This is a genomic window from Vibrio sp. V10_P2A27P122 (genome assembly GCF_963874335.1).
Lineage (GTDB): Bacteria > Pseudomonadota > Gammaproteobacteria > Enterobacterales > Vibrionaceae > Vibrio > Vibrio anguillarum.
In genome coordinates this window covers 1-18,706 of the sequence record NZ_CAWNHY010000271.1, presented here as the reverse complement: position 1 = coordinate 18,706, position 18,706 = coordinate 1, and the positions used below count along the sequence as shown (strand labels likewise).

Below are 18,706 nucleotides of genomic sequence, written 5' to 3'. Positions count from 1 at the left end.
GGTGGGATGCGGCCCTAATCGTATGAACCGCCTGGTAATTCAAGAAACGGCGACGGGTTTAGGGCACTACCTCATTCAACAAGTCAGCAATGCCAAAACACGTGGGGTGGTGATTGGCTATGATGGCCGGCCAGATTCTCAGCAATTTGCACACGATACCGCCTCAGTACTCGCCGCGCTGGGGATCAAAGTGTATCTCACGCATAAAGTGGCACCGACCCCAGTAGTCGCTTTTGGGGTAAAACACTTTAATGCCGCCGCCGCAGTCGTAGTCACCGCCAGTCACAACCCACCCGAATACAATGGCTTTAAGGTGTACTGGGAAAATGGTGCACAGATTATCCCACCTCACGATTCAGGTATTGCAGCAGAAATCGACTTAGCGGCAACGCGAGCTATTTCTCTGATGCCGTTAGACAACGCGCACCAACAAGGCCTTTTGCAATGGCTAACAGAAGAGTATTACCAAACTTACCGTCGTACCCTCAATCAAAGCCCATTGTTAAACCACCACACTGATCCGCAATGCCTTACCATTGCGTATACCGCGATGCATGGTGTCGGCGCTGAGATGGCTGAAACTTTGCTGCATGACGCTGGGTTTACCCATGTCATCAGTGTAAAGGAACAACGAGAGCCGGATGGCCGTTTCCCGACCGTCAACTTCCCGAACCCTGAAGAGCCGGGGGCGATGGATATGGTTATCGCGTTAGCCCATGCCCAAAATGCACAACTGGCCTGCGCCAACGACCCAGATGCCGACCGATTTGCCGTTGCAGTACAACGAGCGGATGGTCAATACCAAATGCTGACTGGCGATCAAGTTGGCACACTATTTGGGGACTATTTGCTCTCCAAAACCGATGCCTCAAAACAGTTGGTTGGCAACACCATCGTCTCATCCAGTTTACTCGGTAATATTGCGCAGGCGAAAGGTGCAAAATACTACCAAACCTTGACTGGCTTTAAATGGTTGACCAACGTGGCGATGCAACAACAAAGCGATGAACAGCAGTTCTTATTCGCCTATGAAGAAGCATTGGGTTACACCATAGGGCAAACCGTTTGGGATAAAGATGGTTTTTCGGCCATGGTGGCATTTGCACAACTAGCGGCCGAATTATACAGCCAAGGTAAGACTATTTGGGATCAACTCGAAACCATTTACCGCCAGCACGGTTTTTACATTAATGCACAACGCAGCATTAAGTTAGCCCCTAACTCACCGCCGATCGGTGACAAGCTTCGCGCCACACCGCCAACGGAAATCGCTGGTAGAAAAGTGCTCATGACCGACGATCTCAAATCACTCACACGTTATATTGCCGATGGAACAACGCAAGCGATTCAACTTCCTGCTAGCGATGTATTGACCTATCACTTGGAAGGCGGAGCGAGAGTGATTGTGCGCCCGTCGGGCACTGAGCCTAAATTGAAATGCTATTACGAGGTCGTCGGAGCCTTCGAAGCAGAAGAAGATTTCGCCAGCGCCGAGAAAAAAGCTGGCGAGCAAATGGCGATGCTCATCGCAGAACACCAACACAGCTTGTAGCGCTCATTACCGGACAAGCACAACGAAATAACAGGCCGTCTTCAGTTCATTGTTGGCGGCATTTTTATTTCATCTGTTTAGGTGAACAATGCCTGCGACTACAACGATCTTTTCCCTCCAGTGGATGACCGTTGTATGCGCAATTTTGTACAAAACCATTCTGAATAAATTGGCTACACTGGTTGTTGCAAAAAGGTAGGATATGAAATGCCCAAGCAGAAAAGCAAAAAGAGAGAACTAGCCAAGTTTCATATCGCTAATGAACTTGGCGGAATTGAGCTTCTCGATGCACAATACGAAACACAAAACTTTTCGCGCCACAGCCACGAAGGGTACACGGTGGGAGTTATTGAACGCGGTGCTCAACGATTTTACCGCACCGGTGGTCATCATATTGCTCCACAAGACAGCATTATTTTGGTTAATGCCGAAGAAGTCCATAATGGCCATTCTGCTGTAAAAGGTGGTTGGGCCTATAAAGCCATGTACCCACTTCCAGAACAATTTAGTACCGTGCTTCAAGAGTTAGGTTCCTTTAACTCATGCGCTCCTTATTTTCCAGAACCCGTAGTCTACGATCCTGAATTAGCAAACCAATTTCGTTTAGTTTTTGATACGTTAGAGCAGTCGAGTAACCGTCTATTACGCGAAACATTAGTGTACGCGACCCTAACCAAACTGGTAGCACGTCATGCCAAAAGTCCTCCTATCTCACTACCTAAAACTAAAATTCAGCAGTCGCTCTATACGGTTAAAGAATTCTTAGATGACTTTCCTCAGGCCGATGTCTCATTAGAAGATTTATCAAAACTAGCTGGAGTTAGCCCCTATCATTTGGTTCGTTCATTTCAAAAAATGTATGGCTTCCCACCGCATGCCTATCAAATTCAAGCGCGGTTGCGTTATGCTAAAACACTATTGAGAAGTGGTCATCCCATTTCAGATGCTGCGCAAGAATCTGGGTTTCATGACCAAAGTCATCTACATCGCCACTTTAAGCGTGCAATGGGCTTAACGCCAAAACAGTTCTTAGCCAAATAGCAAGCGCAATTTTGTACAATCGCTTGACCCAACCTTGTGGCTTGATAGATTCATCACTTCCAGCAAAGGAATTACTATGGATAGCACACTATTGAACCACATACATTTAGAACCTCGAGGTCGCCTCTTTGGGCAAGGCGCACTGGCCATGCTACCGCTGAGTATTGCCGTTTTACCATGGGGCTTATTGGCGGGATCATTTGCGATTGAAAGTGGCCTGACCGTATTAGAGAGCCAAGCACTCTCTGCGGTTTTATTTGCAGGCTCAGCGCAACTCGTCGCCACGGGGATGTTTAAAACAGGTGCAGGGCTGTTGACTCTGCTGATCACCACATTTTTCATCACTTCTCGCCATTTTCTCTACAGCGTTTCCATGCGCAGCAAAATCAGCCCACTCCCGACACGTTGGCGTTTAATTCTGGGTTTTCTGCTCACTGATGAGCTGTTTGCGGTCTGCGGACAACAAAATGAAAAACAGTTTAACCGTTGGTACGCGCTTGGTGCAGGTTTAAGCTTCTATTTAGTTTGGAATTTGGCCACACTGGTCGGCATTATTGCGGGCAGCTACATCCCCGCTTTAAACGAGTTGGGGTTGGAATTTGCAGTCGCGGCTACTTTTATCGCCATTGTCATTCCGAACATTAAAAACATACCGATACTCGTTGCTGTCATCAGTGCCCTAGTGTTATCGGTAAGCCTGACTCTTTGGCAAGTTGAAGGTAGCTTAATGCTAGCAAGCATTGGCGCAATGTGTGCAGGTTATGTTTCTGAAGTTTTACTCTATTCGAGCAGGAGGAACCAACGATGATTCTGCTTTCTATCCTCGCCATGACCGCTTTGGTCTTTATGAGCCGTTATCTGTTCTTAGAGCCTAAATTACCGCTGCGTCTCAACCCAGTTATCCAGCGCTTACTCACTTATTCTAGCCCTGCCGTATTAACTGCTATTTGGGCTCCGATTGTGTTCCTGCCAGAGCAAACACTTTGGCTTGATCGCCATAATCCCTACTTGTGGGCCGCAGCATTAGCGGGGCTGATTGCATGGAAAACCAAGAATGTCCTGCTGACCACGATCATCAGCATGGCGACTTTCTTTTTGCTAAATTTAACGCTCTTAGCCCATTAAAGACAGAGGCTGCGGTGAATACTGATAATAACCGCAGCCCGAATAGCGCAAATCAGTTTTATTGCGCTAGCCATTCAATCTCGATTAAGGTCTGCTCTCCACATTTAAGACGCCCTAAAAAGAGATCGCCACAATGAACTTCTCCAACTCCTTGTGGCGTTCCGGTCATCACAACGTCACCATCACGCAGCGATGTGTAAGATTTCAGCTCTTCTAAAATGATGGCGGGTGAATAGATCATTTGGTTTACACCGCCGCACTGAACCCGAACACAGTTGATGAATAGCTCTAACTGCAACTTATTGATGTCGATACCATACAATGGCACAAATCGGCTAAGTACTGCTGAACCGTCAAATGCTTTCGCCCGCTCCCAAGGTAAACCTTTTGCTTTAAGCTGAGATTGCAGTACCCGCTTAGTCAGATCTAACCCCAAACCAACCGCGCTATATTGACCTTTTTTGATCAAAAAACAAATTTCAGCTTCATAGTGAAGCGTCTCTTGGTGAAACGAGGATAGAGTGGTTGTAATGCTCGTATTGGGTTTATTAAACACCACCATTTGTTCTGGTATTGTGTTATTAAGCTCTTGAATATGTTCAATATAGTTCCGTCCAACACACAACACTTTAGACGGGGTTATCTTCTGTTTATCCAAACGAACCGAATACATATACTCTTCCTTGAGATGACTAAGATCGTCGAGTTTACCTCATCTACAGCGCGAGTGAATGGATTTGCATCTTCATTAGATAAAAGTAAGATCTTCGACTCAAAATTCATGGCACCTTGACTATTTTGAACATCACTACATAACATTTTCTTTAAAAAATCATCAATAAAAACAACATGTAAACATCATGAATCAGTAATTAAACATTCATTTAAAACATCTACTTTACTCACATCAAACCGTTCGAGCACTGAAGCTCATTGATTATGGATAAGGTAAATAAAATGAAAAAAGCAACAATCGCAACCGCAATTCTTACAGCATTGGTATCAGGTTCTTCTTTTGCTGCGACCGTTTACAAAGCGGATGGAAATGAGCTTAAAGTTGGTGGACGTGCAGAATTTCGTGGCGATTTCGGTGGTGATGACAAAGGCAAAGAAATTGAAGGCACGATGAAAAACAAAAGCCGTGCGCGTTTGAATATTACAGGCTCAACAGAAATCTCTGACTCTTTGAAAGGTTTTGCAACCTATGAAGCAGAGCAAACGGTTAATTCCTCCGCCAGCAACGATAAGAATTCTGATTTCAACCAACGTTACCTATTTGCAGGTTTACAAGCTGATTTTGGTGCTATTTCTGTCGGCCGCCAAGATACGGCTGGCGTGCAAATTTCTCAAATGTCAGACATCGGTACTTATACTGGCGCTCAAAAAGAGTTCATCAACGCAGGTAATGAGCAAATCAACAACACCTTCCTCTACGCAGCTACATTTGATGCCCTCAATGTGAAAGCAAGCTTTATTGCAGGCGAAGAAAAAGACACCGATGGCTTTGGTCTTTCTGCAATTTATAACTTACCTATCGGCCTTGGTTTAGGCTTGGGCTACGCAAGCAACGATAATGGCACAGGCCAAGGTGCAGCGAATCAAATTATTGCCGGTGTAAATTACACGTTGGACGATTTGTACTTAGGCCTGACCTATACACAAGGGGATTTGGACGATAAAGCGAAGAGCGAATTCAACGGGATTGAATTTGCTGCGCAATACAAAATCACAAGTAACTTCCGCTTGATTGGGGTGTATCAAAAAACAGAAAATGAAACTGCAAACGTCACAACGACGAAAAGTGATTTTGCTGAGTTGACAGGGCGTTATGATTTCAATAAATCAATCTACACTTACGTTGCCTACAAAATGAACAACCTAGATAAAAAAGACCTCGGCACTGCGTATGATGCAAAAGACTCTATTCGCCTAGGCCTACGTTACAACTTCTAATTTTAATTATACGAACGCATATACTCCCTAAGGATATCATCCTTTTGGCCAGGCACTCGCTTGGCCTTTTTTATTTGCCGGTATTGCACCACAATGAAACACATTGCACTAGGCTAGACCATGCTTAACAGAGCCAACAATATAAGTTCACTATTTTTCAATAAGTTAAAGGTGGCACACAACCTGCTATGGAATAAGTACAAATGCATGGCAGCGTTTGTGCTTCTTTTCAGTGCTAAGGCAGAGCACTGGCCGTTCATGTTCTTTCGCCCTCTTTTTAAGGGGGCTTTTTTTATCCCATAACCACAGCCCATACGCAAAATGTTTGGCGTTTCAGACAAGTGGGAATCAGCAGGGATAACACTTGCTCAAATTTATTGAACCACTCCATTCATTTCAGAGATTGGTTTAACGCTGATAAGTCAGTATGATTTAACGACTTTTTCTATAACCCTCTTCTCTATGACCAAAATACTTCACCACCCAATCCAAGGGGCAAGTTGGATGCTAATCGCAGGCCTCGCCTTTGCGATAGTCAATAGCCTTGCTCAAGTCGCCAGTATCAATTATGGCCTGTCATCTACCACGGTGGCGCTGGTTCAATATGCCATCGCGTTAGTCGTTATTTTGCCGTATTTATCAACGTTAGGGATCCGCTACTCGCTGCGCACCGAGCATTTAAGCATGCATATTTTCCGTGTGTTTTTATCTGTGATTGGCATACAACTCTGGTTATGGGCACTCGCCTATCCCGTACCCATTTGGCAAGGTATTGCACTGCTGATGACCTCTCCTCTGTTTGCCACGATTGGCTCAGGCCTTTTTTTAAAAGAGAAAGTGGGTACAGCACGCTGGGGAGCAACATTAACTGGCTTTGTCGGAGCGATGATCATCCTTGAACCTTGGGCTGACGATTTCAACTGGGCATCGTTGCTGCCTGTTGGCGCGGCATTTTTTTGGGCTTGTTATTCTTTGATGGTGAAAAAACTGTCTGCCCATGACTCACCGTCTACTATGGTGGTCTACCTTTTGGTACTGATCACACCGTTCAATCTACTGCTCGCTTTACCAGATTGGCAAACACCTCAAGGGAGCACTCTATGGCTCATATTGCTTTTTGCGGGTGCGATGACAGCACTGGCTCAATGGGCGATCGTTAAAGCCTATGCGGTGGCAGATGCGTCTTTTGTGCAACCTTTTGATCACGCGAAGCTGCCACTGAATGTTTTGGCGGGTTGGTTAGTGTTTGGCTGGGCACCACCCGGGCGATTATGGCTTGGCGCTGCCATCATTATCGCTTCAGTGGCCTTTATTACTCACTGGGAAACAAAAAAATCTTCGCGTTGAAATAAAAAGTCACTCAACTCTTTCCTATTCTCTAAGCAATGCTTCTTGAGGAAAACACGATGGCAAAACCGATAAAAATCACACTATACCGATGGGCTGGAAGTTGGGGTCCATTTAAAGTCACCATCCCTTGCGGCGAGTGTACGCTCACCAAGGACATTTTGACTGACACCTTCAATAATGAACTGGAGGGCATTCCCATCGAGTTAGAAGTCAAAGACTGGCTATCGTACTGGTGGGAACCCTTGAAACTTGGCGCATGGCACGCCCCAATATTGGTCGTTGAAGGTAAAGTGATCAGCCAAGGAGAAGCGTTAAATCGAGGTGTTTTGGTTCAATCGGTGATCAAAGAGTGGGCACAACGTGACGAGTTAACTGGCAATATTGTGTATGGAAAAGCCACTTGCCCGTACTGCGTAAAAGCAAAGAAATTGCTGGATGAAGCGGGAATTCAATACACCTATCATGATGTCGTCAAAGAAAGTGCGGCGCTGTACCGGATGATCCCAGAAGTTAAAGCTATCATCGGTCAAAAAACGCCCGTCACTGTGCCACAAATTTGGCTAGAAAGCCGCTATATCGGCGGGTGTGATAAATTGGAAGATTGGCTAACCAAAAAAAAGTCAGTAGTGCCCCAGAGCATCTGGTTACTTTAGAAGAAAAAGTACTGACGCCTCAGAAACCGCCGACTCTTTAGTCAGTAATGGTATACGGGCTCTTTGTGGACGAATGGTGGACGAATTTGCACAGTCATTTTTACCCCAGTAAATAAAGCAAAGCCCCAGCTTGTTACCAAGCTAGGGCTTTTTGATTCTTAGGCATTCACTATTTGCTGAATTTCTTCACTAGCGTTTTAATGAAAGACTTTTTCTTTGCTTGTGGTTTGCCATGCATTGCATCATACATCGCTTTTTTTGCGATCAGTTGACCAACGTAAGCACCACCTAATTCATAACCCATGAATCACCTCAACATGTAATTTATTTACCTAACGAGGTGTATATTAGTCCAAAAAAGAACAAAAACAAGACTTGAGTCACAAAATAAAGTAATTAATTTTCAGTTAACCGCGTTTAGGCTGCTTATAGGTTTTACCAGCAGCCAAGTAAGTTTCTTTCTGCTTAACTTCAAACATGGTTTCAAAAAACCAAGCAACAAACTTAATAACGTCATCGCCTTCATTCATAATGTGTTCGACAAACTCTTCTTCTTCACCTTGCTCATTTTCTTGCAACACGACGTGGTAAATGCGTTGCTCCCTATCCACTTCGGCTAAAGCAAACTGACCCACTAACGATAAGGCTGCTTCAGCAATATCTTGATCTTCAAATACTTTCAGCATATCTAACGCTTGAGGAAGTGTTTTTTGCTCGCACAAGCTTTTGACTAATGCTTGAAATTCATCTTGTTGCATTGATTTTTCCGTCGAATTAATGTCGCCGAGATTATACCTCAAATTATTTCTCTTGTGCCGACATGTACGATGTAAATGCACCACTAGACTTAAACCGCTTCAAACCAGAAGGGTATAAACAGCATTAAGCGAATTTGGTTTGACGTAAGCGATAGGAAGAACACAACACCAAAAACATAGCGCAACTGGTTGCTAAATAGAACCAGCCTAGCGACATCTGACTCGTGATCCATCTTTCCACCAAGTATCCCCCTAAAAATCCAGCTAAACACATTTGAATGGAGCCAGATAGAGCCGCAACGGAGCCCGCTTGAGTTTTGTGTGGCCCGAGCAGCATGCTGGTGGATAATGGAAATGAGATACCTTGCGCAATCGTTAACCAAGTAAATCCCCACACTAAATTGAACACGCTCATCGGTGTTATCAGTAACCAAACACCGGCAAAGGCCATAATGACAATCGCCAAAGCAAGTAAACGTTGGGATGAAAAACGATCATTGAGTAAGTTAACGGCAACACTGCCTATCATCAAACCCGCGGAAGGGACGATCATTACGGTTCCATAATCGGCGGCCGTTAACCCCAGCTTGTTTTGCAAGAGAAAAGGCAGCACCGATAGAGTCACTAAGCTAGATAAATAGCTGATCCAGTTGTAACTGGCGCTGGTCAGCACTTGGGAATTTTTCAAGAGTAGCAAGTAGTTATGCAATACGGCCTTCGGTTGAAACCGATGTTTCGCGTATGGCAACGTTTCTGGCAATATCCACCAACCTAAAATAAAAATGGTACAGATATACACTAATACGAACACAAACACGGACTGCCAACTTAAATGAAAGGCAAGCCACCCACCGAGTACGGGAGCAATAATTGGCATAATTGAGGCGGTGATGGCGATGTAAGAAAGCGCCTTTGTTAATTGCAGACCATCATAACTGTCACGCAGCACACTGCGGCCAAGAACAGAAGCACTTCCCGCGCCAAGCCCTTGCAGTAGGCGACCAGCAGCCAACGCATGGAAATTATCCGAAAAACAGACACACAATACTGTACCGGCCAAATAGATCCCCTGCCCGAGTAAAAATGTCGGGCGTCTACCAACCGCATCAGACAATGGCCCGTAAAAAAGCTGTGACATTCCAAACGCCACTAAAAAGAGCGTGACGAGCCATTGAATACTGGCTTGGTCAACCATTAAGTCTCGGCTGATCAGCGGCAGTGCAGGTAAATAGATGCTCACCCCAACTTGGCCCGTGGCAATGATCATCATCGCCAATAACATCGGCGTCTTTTTAAATGGTGTGCTAGCGAGAGTTTTCATGGGTTGCTAAGTGAGCTCTTATCGTCGGTAGATGTGGTGTCAAAATACGTTTTCAGTATATATTGGCAACTCAGATTTGATAATAAAGCACTCAGGAAATGAATTAGTTCCAATGAGGAATGAGTAGGGTAACGATGGATTGGATACAAAATGTTAAAACATACATGCGAGTGGTTGAAGAAGGAAGCTTTAACGGCGCGGCACGTAAGCTCAATACCACCAGCTCAGCCATCAGTAAACGAGTACATTGGCTGGAAGAGAAAATTGGCGTGCAGTTACTTAAGCGCACCACACGAACGGTGACACAAACCGAAGCGGGTGCTCTCTTTTATGAGCGAGCAAAAGCACAACTTGAAAGTTGGCAATCGGTGGTTGATGAAACACGATCTGTCAGCCAAACTCCCGCTGGCCTGCTAAAAATTGGGGCGACACTCTCTGTGGGCTCAAAATTTTTGGTGCAGTATTTAGATGAATTTCTACAGCGCTACCCTGACATTCGAATCCAACTGACCACAACAACTCCGGGGCAATTGCCCGAACTTCACCTTGATTTATTCATCAGCCGAGAAATTGACCAACTCAACTCCCTCAGTTTTAAAGCCTCACCCCTATTTGAACATAGGGCCGGCTTTTATGCTTCTCCTAACTATATTGAAAAATATGGTATGCCCAAATCTGCCGAACAGCTTCAGCAGCACAATGTCTTGATTTGGGGAGAACACACAACGCGCGAATTAAAAACCTCAACGGGCAAACGCCTATCGTTATCGGGTAATTTCGCGACAACCAATCCAGAAGCACTTTTCTATGCAGGCAAAAATGGCATGGGAGTGATTGTCACCAACGACGTGATGGTCAAAGAAGAGCTACGTTTGGGCAATCTGGTACGTTTGCTACCCGATATCACCGTTGATCAAGCAACGGTTTACGCTTATTACCCTAAACTTGATTATCAACACACTCGAACTCATTTATTTCTCAACTACTTAAAAGAAAAATTAACGAATGAAGCTAGGTAACTAAATTGGGGTTACGTCTATTTCCATCACACAATTGTCCACCAGAGCAAATTTATCCTAGACAAAAAAGTACTCATAAAACTCTGCAACTAAGCCGCTGAATAACCAATATTTTATTTTTTTGCGTCTCAAGTACCCATCATTGCGAGTGGCAAAACTGCGCAATGTCGACCATAGTCACTAAGTGCATATTCTAAAAAAACAGAGTACGACATATGACTAAAACATCATTGGCTAGGGATGCAGTTAGTCTAAACACCATTAACGAGCTCATGCTGCTCGATGGCTCTGAGTTACATGATCGAGCCACATTGGTGCTGCATACACATTTTCAAACCTGCTGTACATGCATCGTCGAGTTAGACAAATGGCATTACAGAGCTCACACCTTATCTCATGCTGGTGAGACGCCAGACAACAACGACACGGGTTATCCGCTCAGGGGAACACCGTGTGAGCAAGTGTGGAAATCAAAACAGGAATACTGTCTGTTTCCATCACAAGTGACCAAAATTTTTCCTGATGACAAGTTTCTAATTGAAAATAAGATTGATGCCTATATCGGTATTCCCCTACGTGCCAAGAATGGCGAAATACTCGGAATGCTCGTGTCTACCTTCTATTCTCCCATCGAAGATGAGGAATTCGTGATTGGCTACCACCGAATCATTGCGAACATAGTCGTTCACAGCCTGCGCAATAAGTGGTTGAGCGAACGCTCTGACAGCTTGGTTAATCAACTTAGTTACGAAGTTTCTCACGACAACCTGACCGATTTAATGAACCGCAGTTATCTAGCTGACAAATTAGAACGCTTAGTTGAAACAACCAATGAACCGTTTACTCTTGCTTATTTAGACATCGATAATTTTAAATCGATCAATGACTTATATGGGCACTATATTGGCGACCAAATCATTAAGTTTGTGGCTAATGCCATCATTCAAAGCGTTCCGGAAGAGAATTTGGCATTTCGAATCGCTGGGGATGAATATGCGTTTATCACCTTCTCTAATGATCCGTTGCAAATCTGCCGCTGCATATTGGATAAGCTAAATACAGGTTATGTCGATGCATCACATCGCATTAAAATTAGCTTAAGCATTGGCATTTCAAGGAAAACTCAAGAGACAATCACGGCCGATCAACTGATACTCAATGCCTGTTTAGCACTCAAAGAGTGTAAGCAAACTCGCGGTAGTAATATCCGTTGCTATGATACCCATCTGAGTGACCAATACCATCGTCAAACCCAAATCACAGAAGCTCTACGCCGTGAACTCAATAAGTTAACCAATAAAAATAGTGAGCTATTTGTGGTGGCGCAACCGATCGTCAGTCGTCACCAAGAACAGTGGAACTATTTTGAGATTCTCACTCGCTGGAATAGCGAAACTCTGGGTGCGATTTCACCGATTGAGTTTATCGATACTGCTGAGCAGTCAGGTTTAATTGTGGAATTAGGAGAACGTATTGTTGAGCTGGCATGCCTAGCAAAAGTTGAGCTAGAGGAGGGCTTAGGCTACAAGGTAAAATTAGGACTTAACTGTTCGGCACATGAACTGATCAACTCCAAGCGCTATCTCGAACACTTAATGCAAACCATTACTCAATACGGCTTTGAGCCTAATGAATTCACAATTGAGCTCACCGAAACAGTACTACTTTCACAAACCAGTGAAGTTAGATACATCTTAGATAAGCTCAGACTACTTGGTTTTACCATCGCGCTTGATGACTTTGGCACTGGCTATTCGAGCTTGAATTACATCCATAGCTACCCCATCGATTGCATTAAAATTGATGCCACTTTTATCAAAAACATGGTGTGTAACGAAACAGCGGAGCGCGTAGTTTGGTTGATTATTCAATTGGCAAATCAACTTCGGGTTGATCTCGTCGCAGAAGGGGTGGAGAACCAAGAAGCTCTGGAGAAACTCTATGCTATGGGCTGTGAACAGATCCAAGGTTACTATTTTTCAAAGCCAGAAACACCGCACTCTATCGTGACTCACTGGAACAACATGAGCCATGTACGGCACGCATAAAAAACCCTCACTCTGAAAGTGAGGGATTACTAATATCCATTATGCTATCACATTAAGACTCTTGGTCAGACGAAGACTCACTGGTGGCATACCGCAGTTCTTGCTGCTGAAGCATAGAATCGAGTTCATTACGCCTTGCAACAAACCCCGCCATCTCTTTTTTAGGCACTGAGTTTGCCATTGGTATGTTGGCGGTCATGGCATTCACTGCGCGATCTCGAACCATCAGCTCATAATGCAGATGAGGCCCAGTGACTCGGCCCGATTGCCCAGATAAACCGATCCGCTCACCTCGCGATACTTTCTGACCTTTACGCACTAAAATTTTACTCAAATGCAAATAGCGTGTTTTGTAAGTACTGCCATGTTGTATCACCACGTAATTACCCGCATAAGGGTGCTTACGCGTCATGATCACCGTACCATCGCCAGTCGAGAATACCGGAGTACCGACTGGTACACCAAAATCAGTCCCATTGTGCGGAGCTACTCTTTTTGTGACTGGGTGCAGGCGATGCGCATCAAAGTTAGAGGTAATGCGTTTATTTGTCGTCGGATAGCGTTGAAATGCGCGCTGTAAACTATCGCCATTTTTGTCATAGTACTGCCCATCACGGTGTAAATAAGCAGAAACGTCTTTGCCTCGACTGTAGATTTTAATCGCTTGGATTTCACGATTGCCCGTCAATTTCTCACCGACAAATTGACGAGATTGAACCACTTCAAATCGATCACCAACCCTAAGATCACGAGAGAAATTGAGTTTATCTTTAAGTAAAGAGACGATCTGTTCTATCTCAGCGCTGCCTAACCCTATCGAATTGACCGACTGAGAAAAGCTGCCTTGGATCTCGCCAACCATGGCGAACTCTTTCCATACACCCGGTATTTTAACATCTTGAAACTCATAGGTACCATCATCTAAACGTGAATATACCGCGCGCTCGACTAGGCTAAATTCTAGCTCCATTTTGGAAAGCGCATTTCCATTTTGCGCTTTCCAAAACCTGAGGATGTTGCCAGGTTTTAACGTATCCAATGCGAGGTAGTTTAAATCGGTTTCCATAATCTTCATCAAGTCTTGGTAACCAAAGCCAAGTTGATTAAAGATAGTACTTAAATTGTCACCAGATTTAATCTCATATTCAAAATCCGGAAGATTTTTTACCTCAATAGCATCAGATAAAATCGACTGAACAATTTGAGTTTCGGTAATAGAGAGCTCAATTTGGCGCTGTAAGGAGCTATCCTGAATAGACGAGGAAAATGCGATGGCCGCGACAATCGGTAGGCCAATAATCGACGCTTTTTTTGGAAGTGAAAGCTCAGAAAAGCGCAGAATGAGAGAACGAGGAAGCACTATCTATCCTGTGGATTAAGTCAAAAGAGCCTCAAGATTAAGACTTTCTGTTTCAAAAGTCACCTATATCGTGTGATTCTATGGTCAAAAAAGGCACCGGAGTGCCTTATAACAAATCAACAATTACACGTAAAAATGAGTACTGTCCTAATCATGTTTCACGCTTTCACAAGATTTATCAACAACCTATTGATAAGTCGTTACTAGGCTATTTTCCTCGCCAAAACCATTGGCAATGTACTGGTCAGCGCTAGGATCGTTAACCCATTGTTGGTCATCCAACAAGTAACGAAATTGAAATTCAGCATCTTTAGGTAAACGGGTTTTAAATTTAAAACTATTACTTTTCGCCACCTTTTTCATCGGTTCTGGTTGCCAGTCAAGAAAGTCCGCTACTATCGCAACATTGCCAGCCGATCTGGGGCGTCCACTTCAAAGGTCACTTCGACTTCTTCTTTTGTTTTAAAAAAACGTTTATTGATCATCACAAACTCCATCTCTGTATAAAAAACATCCTACCTAATGAATCATAAGAAAATAGACTCACATCCACAACTCTAAATAGTAAAAATTCCGCCGCCGAACCACTATATTTATAACCTCAGTTGAATATTCACCCCTCTTTACAGCATTTTAAATGAGCGTAGAATCCACCGCGCTTTCTATTTTCCCCTATTTTCAATAAGGTTATCAATTATGTTTGCCGTATATGAATCCTATAAAGCCGGTCTGCTACGACCAAAACAGTGGCTAAATAATATCAGTGCAGGTTTGATTGTAGGGGTTGTCGCTCTGCCACTGGCAATGGCATTTGCTATTGCTTCTGGCGTGAAACCGGAGCAAGGGATATACACCGCCATTATTGCAGGCGTTATCGTTTCACTGTTTGGCGGCTCGCGAGTGCAGATAGCCGGCCCAACGGGCGCTTTCATCGTGATACTCGCTGGAATTGTTAGCCAGTATGGGGTCAGCGGGCTGCAGATAGCCACTATGATGGCCGGTGTGATTCTATTGGTTCTGGGGGTCGCAAAACTCGGTAGCATCATCCGCTATATTCCTGACCCCGTAATCGTCGGCTTCACCAGCGGTATCGGTGTCATCATCTGGGTTGGGCAATGGCAAGAATTCTTCGGCCTCCCCAAGATCGAAGGTGAGCATTTTCATCAAAAATTAGTGTCTATTTTCCATGCCTTTCCGCAGATGGATTGGGCCACAACAGGCCTTGCGTTATTTTCACTCGCGCTGGTTATCTTCGGTCCTAAGATCCCGAAGCTCTCGAAAGTACCAGGGCCGCTGCTTGCTCTCGTCACCGTTACCGTGTTGCAATATTTTGTTGGCTTTGAAGGGATCCGCACGATTGGATCGGCTTTTGGAGGCATACCTCAAGGACTGCCAGAGTTTTCGCTTCCAGAAGTTAGCTTCTCTCAAATTATTCTATTGATTGGCCCTGCTTTTGCGATTGCCATGCTAGGTGCGATTGAATCATTGCTTTCTGCGGTGGTCGCCGATGGTATGGCGGGTACCAAACACAACTCAAACCAAGAATTAGTCGGCCAAGGTATCGCTAATATCGTGGCTCCTCTCTTCGGTGGTATTGCAGCAACAGGCGCCATTGCACGTACTGCAACCAATATACGCAACGGGGGGACAAGCCCACTTTCGGGCGTGGTGCACTCGCTCACTCTGGTCATTATCCTTATTGCACTTGCACCATTAGCCGTCAATATTCCACTGGCAGTACTCAGTGCGATTTTGTTCGTCGTAGCATGGAACATGAGTGAAGTTCCCCACTTTATTAAATTGGTTAAACGTGCACCCAAAGCCGATGTGGTTATTTTGTTGCTAACCTTTGGATTAACCGTGTTTGCTGACTTAGTTGTCGCCGTCAACATCGGGGTGATCATCGCTACCCTTCACTTTGTAAAACGTATGGCATCTAGTGTTGAGGTGAAAGCCAGTACACACCATGAGCTCAGTGCTGAGCTGCTTCGTCACGGGCAAACTCAGTTACCAAGAGAGCTCGCCGTTTATGCCTTAGAAGGCCCATTTTTCTTTGCTGCGGCTGAAACCTTTGAGCGTGTGATGAGCAGCATTCAAGAGCAACCAGAAATTTTAATTATTCGCCTTAAATGGGTTCCATTTATGGACATTACTGGCCTGCAATCCATTGAGGAAATGATCGAAAACTTCCATAAAAAGAATGTGCAAGTGTTGATCTCTGGTGCAAATACTCGTGTTGCAATGAAACTGAAAAAAGCGGGGATTGTTGATTTGGTCGGTGAAGATAATTTCTTTAGTCAATTCGATGATGCGCTCAGCGTTAGCCTACAACGTTTGAATATCAGTACAGCTCAATAAAGCTCATTGGACCTATACATTTTTGGCCTTTAGCCTACGGTTAAAGGCCTTTGACTGACCCGTCCCTCTTACCTTAACCGCCCAATTTTCCTCAGCCCTCCTTAACTCTTTTTAAAACGCACGCCTCAACCACCAACAGATTATTAACCAATGCAACAATAACAAAACAAATGACCATGTTATCTGAGAATAACAGCTCTTTTGTTTGAATACTTAACCTTGATTAATGAATAGTATTGCAAGCCATCTTAAAAATAGATATTCTTGCCTGCAATGACTAAATAGAGCTATTTAGTGCATTTTTATGCCACCAGTTGGTGACTATTGACCCGCAGTAATACGAGACACGACATGCAAGATAACGCTCAAACTATTGAAGCTCCTGTAGCACCAACACAAAGTAGCTTTTGGATGTTTTTCATCCCTTCGTTAATTGGTCTATTTTTGTTTATGGCGCCAATTAGCTACCAAGGTGACTTAACCATTCCAGTTGCCGTCCTTGCTAAATCTATCCAAGCTATTTTGGGCGATTACCTTGTTGCAATAGTGACAGTGATCATCGCCTTTATGTCTGCAGCTTCCATTTTATGTAAAATTTTTCAACCTGCATTCATTACAAAGAGTCCTTTCTTAAATGGGCTTTTTAATCCATCGGCTCTTTGGTTAGCCGTCCGTGTATTTGGTGGTATCGCCGTCATCATGACGTTTTTCCAAATCGGCCCTAAGGCTATCTGGGAAGAAAACACTGGCGGTATGGTTCTTGAGGGTTTATTACCCACTTTATTTTCTGTATTTATTTTTGCAGGGCTTTTGCTGCCTTTACTACTTAACTTCGGGCTACTGGAGCTATTTGGTAGTTTATTAAGCAGAATCATGCGTCCAGTTTTCAACCTTCCAGGCCGTAGCGCAATCGACTGCATGGCTTCTTGGTTGGGCGACGGTAGTGTCGGTATTTTGCTGACCAGCAAACAGTACGAAAGCAAATTCTACACACAGCGTGAAGCCGCTATTGTTGGTACAACGTTTTCTGCCGTTTCAATTACCTTCAGCTTAGTCGTTATTGCGCAAGTTAAGCTAGAGCATCTGTTCCTACCTTTTTATGGCACCATTTGCCTTGCAGGCTTTGTTGCAGCGATCATCATTCCTCGCCTGCCACCATTAAGTTTCAAAAAGAACACTTATATTGATGGTACCTCTCCAGCTAAAGATGCCGATGCAGTTCCAAACGGACATACCTCGTTCTCATGGGGGATGGAATTAGCACTGGCGAAAGCAAGCCAAGTTAAATCTGCGAAATCGATCTTCGCTGAAGGCATGCGTAACGCTGTTGATATGGTGTTTGGTGTGCTACCTGTCGTGATGGGCTTGGGTACTCTGGCTCTGATTGTTGCAGAATACACCTCTGTATTTTCTGTATTGGGCCAACCGTTTATTCCTTTTCTAGAATTACTTGGTGTACCTGAGGCTGTTCAAGCATCTCAAACCATTGTGGTCGGCTTTGCGGATATGTTTATTCCCGCGATTCTTGCAGCTTCCATTGATAATGAAATGACACGTTTCGTGATTGCAGCCATGTCAGTGACTCAGTTGATCTATATGTCTGAAGTGGGTGCGTTAATGTTAGGCAGCAAAATTCCTGTCAACATCCTTGAGCTGTTTGTCATATTTATTCTGCGTACGCTCATTACACTGCCAGTGATAGCTGGTGTAGCACATCTCATTTTTTAGTAAACAATGCAGCAGTAACGGCACTAATAACATTTCAATATGCAAGTCCCCACTTATGTGGGGATTTTTTTGTTCTAAACTAAAGATTGATTCGACCAAATTAACAGAAATATAAATAGAAAATAATTTCATTGATTAAATTATCACCTTATACTTTTAGCCTATGCTCTAAGAAAAAAGCAGAAGTAAATAAGGTAGTTTATGATGAGATGGATAACCGCTTTACCACTTATTTTTTTCAGCTTATTTGTTCATGCTGCAAGCTTAACTATTACCCTCCCAAACCAAGATCGGGTTACTTATTCTCTTGCACAATTGGCAGAGAGACTGCCTCGTGAAACCTTCACGACTCAGCTTCCTTGGTTACCAAAAGAAAATACTTTCACTGGTTTTAAAGTTATTGATTTAATTAATCATTTGCAAGTTGGACAGGTTTCTTC

The 18,706-nt window shown here is 44.1% G+C and carries 16 protein-coding genes and 2 pseudogenes; 12 read left to right on the top strand and 6 right to left on the bottom strand.

Annotated elements, in window-relative coordinates; all coding sequences use genetic code 11:
* The 4 genes from AACQ17_RS14160 to AACQ17_RS14145 form a co-directional block, all read left to right on the top strand.
* A partial coding sequence (locus tag AACQ17_RS14160; RefSeq protein WP_094167809.1) for a phospho-sugar mutase occupies positions 1-1,552 on the top strand: 1,552 nt, incomplete at its 5' end.
* A 207-nt stretch (positions 1,553-1,759) separates the two neighbouring features.
* Positions 1,760-2,593 carry an AraC family transcriptional regulator gene (locus AACQ17_RS14155; RefSeq protein WP_029189976.1) on the top strand — a complete coding sequence of 278 codons (834 nt, stop codon included), beginning with the start codon at positions 1,760-1,762 and terminating at the stop codon, positions 2,591-2,593.
* A 76-nt stretch (positions 2,594-2,669) separates the two neighbouring features.
* Positions 2,670-3,401, top strand: coding sequence for an AzlC family ABC transporter permease (locus tag AACQ17_RS14150; RefSeq protein WP_094147294.1), 732 nt, complete (start codon positions 2,670-2,672; stop codon positions 3,399-3,401).
* Entirely contained in the window at positions 3,398-3,718 is a 321-nt protein-coding gene (locus tag AACQ17_RS14145; protein ID WP_013868095.1) for an AzlD domain-containing protein, read from the top strand. The genes AACQ17_RS14150 and AACQ17_RS14145 overlap by 4 nt, the downstream gene beginning before the upstream one ends.
* 58 nt (positions 3,719-3,776) lie before the next feature.
* Here the strand turns inward: AACQ17_RS14145 and AACQ17_RS14140 are convergent, their stop codons facing one another.
* Positions 3,777-4,391, bottom strand: a complete 615-nt coding sequence (locus AACQ17_RS14140) for a fumarylacetoacetate hydrolase family protein (protein WP_094147295.1) — start codon at positions 4,389-4,391, stop codon at positions 3,777-3,779.
* Positions 4,392-4,675: 284 nt separating this feature from the next.
* Between AACQ17_RS14140 and AACQ17_RS14135 the strand changes: the two genes are divergently transcribed.
* The 3 genes from AACQ17_RS14135 to AACQ17_RS14125 all read left to right on the top strand — a co-directional run bounded on the left by AACQ17_RS14135 (position 4,676) and on the right by AACQ17_RS14125 (position 7,674).
* Complete coding sequence (locus AACQ17_RS14135; protein WP_026027939.1) at positions 4,676-5,671, top strand: porin; 996 nt, start codon at positions 4,676-4,678, stop codon at positions 5,669-5,671.
* 462 nt (positions 5,672-6,133) lie between these two features.
* Entirely contained in the window at positions 6,134-7,018 is an 885-nt protein-coding gene (locus AACQ17_RS14130) for a DMT family transporter (RefSeq protein WP_013868098.1), read from the top strand.
* A gap of 59 nt (positions 7,019-7,077) precedes the next feature.
* Positions 7,078-7,674 carry a glutaredoxin domain-containing protein gene (locus AACQ17_RS14125; RefSeq protein WP_170935202.1) on the top strand — a complete coding sequence of 199 codons (597 nt, stop codon included), beginning with the start codon at positions 7,078-7,080 and terminating at the stop codon, positions 7,672-7,674.
* A 169-nt stretch (positions 7,675-7,843) separates the two neighbouring features.
* On the opposite strand, the gene AACQ17_RS14120 is transcribed toward AACQ17_RS14125, so the two are convergent.
* The 3 genes from AACQ17_RS14120 to AACQ17_RS14110 all read right to left on the bottom strand — a co-directional run bounded on the left by AACQ17_RS14120 (position 7,844) and on the right by AACQ17_RS14110 (position 9,753).
* Positions 7,844-7,978: a hypothetical protein gene (locus tag AACQ17_RS14120; protein WP_013868100.1), complete on the bottom strand. Its 135-nt coding sequence runs from the start codon at positions 7,976-7,978 to the stop codon at positions 7,844-7,846.
* Between the two features lie 103 nt (positions 7,979-8,081).
* A complete protein-coding gene (locus AACQ17_RS14115; protein ID WP_166538161.1) occupies positions 8,082-8,432 on the bottom strand; it encodes a hypothetical protein in 351 nt (116 codons plus the stop codon).
* Positions 8,433-8,556: 124 nt separating this feature from the next.
* Positions 8,557-9,753: a multidrug effflux MFS transporter gene (locus tag AACQ17_RS14110; protein WP_013868102.1), complete on the bottom strand. Its 1,197-nt coding sequence runs from the start codon at positions 9,751-9,753 to the stop codon at positions 8,557-8,559.
* Positions 9,754-9,887: 134 nt separating this feature from the next.
* Between AACQ17_RS14110 and AACQ17_RS14105 the strand changes: the two genes are divergently transcribed.
* Positions 9,888-10,772, top strand: coding sequence for a LysR family transcriptional regulator (locus AACQ17_RS14105; RefSeq protein WP_026027569.1), 885 nt, complete (start codon positions 9,888-9,890; stop codon positions 10,770-10,772).
* Between the two features lie 215 nt (positions 10,773-10,987).
* Entirely contained in the window at positions 10,988-12,820 is a 1,833-nt protein-coding gene (locus tag AACQ17_RS14100; protein WP_094147239.1) for a putative bifunctional diguanylate cyclase/phosphodiesterase, read from the top strand.
* Between the two features lie 52 nt (positions 12,821-12,872).
* On the opposite strand, the gene AACQ17_RS14095 is transcribed toward AACQ17_RS14100, so the two are convergent.
* Positions 12,873-14,180: a peptidoglycan DD-metalloendopeptidase family protein gene (locus tag AACQ17_RS14095; RefSeq protein ID WP_013868106.1), complete on the bottom strand. Its 1,308-nt coding sequence runs from the start codon at positions 14,178-14,180 to the stop codon at positions 12,873-12,875.
* Positions 14,181-14,366: 186 nt separating this feature from the next.
* Positions 14,367-14,665: pseudogene (locus tag AACQ17_RS14090) on the bottom strand (isoamylase early set domain-containing protein).
* 211 nt (positions 14,666-14,876) lie between these two features.
* Here AACQ17_RS14090 and AACQ17_RS14085 point away from each other — a divergent pair.
* The 3 genes and pseudogenes from AACQ17_RS14085 to AACQ17_RS14075 all read left to right on the top strand — a co-directional run.
* The gene (locus AACQ17_RS14085; RefSeq protein WP_013868108.1) at positions 14,877-16,538 is read left to right on the top strand and encodes a SulP family inorganic anion transporter; all 1,662 of its coding nucleotides are present in this window, start codon (positions 14,877-14,879) and stop codon (positions 16,536-16,538) included.
* Positions 16,539-16,889: 351 nt separating this feature from the next.
* On the top strand, positions 16,890-18,266 hold the full coding sequence (locus AACQ17_RS14080) for a YjiH family protein (RefSeq protein WP_094128051.1): 1,377 nt from the start codon (positions 16,890-16,892) through the stop codon (positions 18,264-18,266).
* A gap of 201 nt (positions 18,267-18,467) precedes the next feature.
* A pseudogene (locus tag AACQ17_RS14075) lies at positions 18,468-18,706 on the top strand (oxidoreductase); the annotation flags it as partial.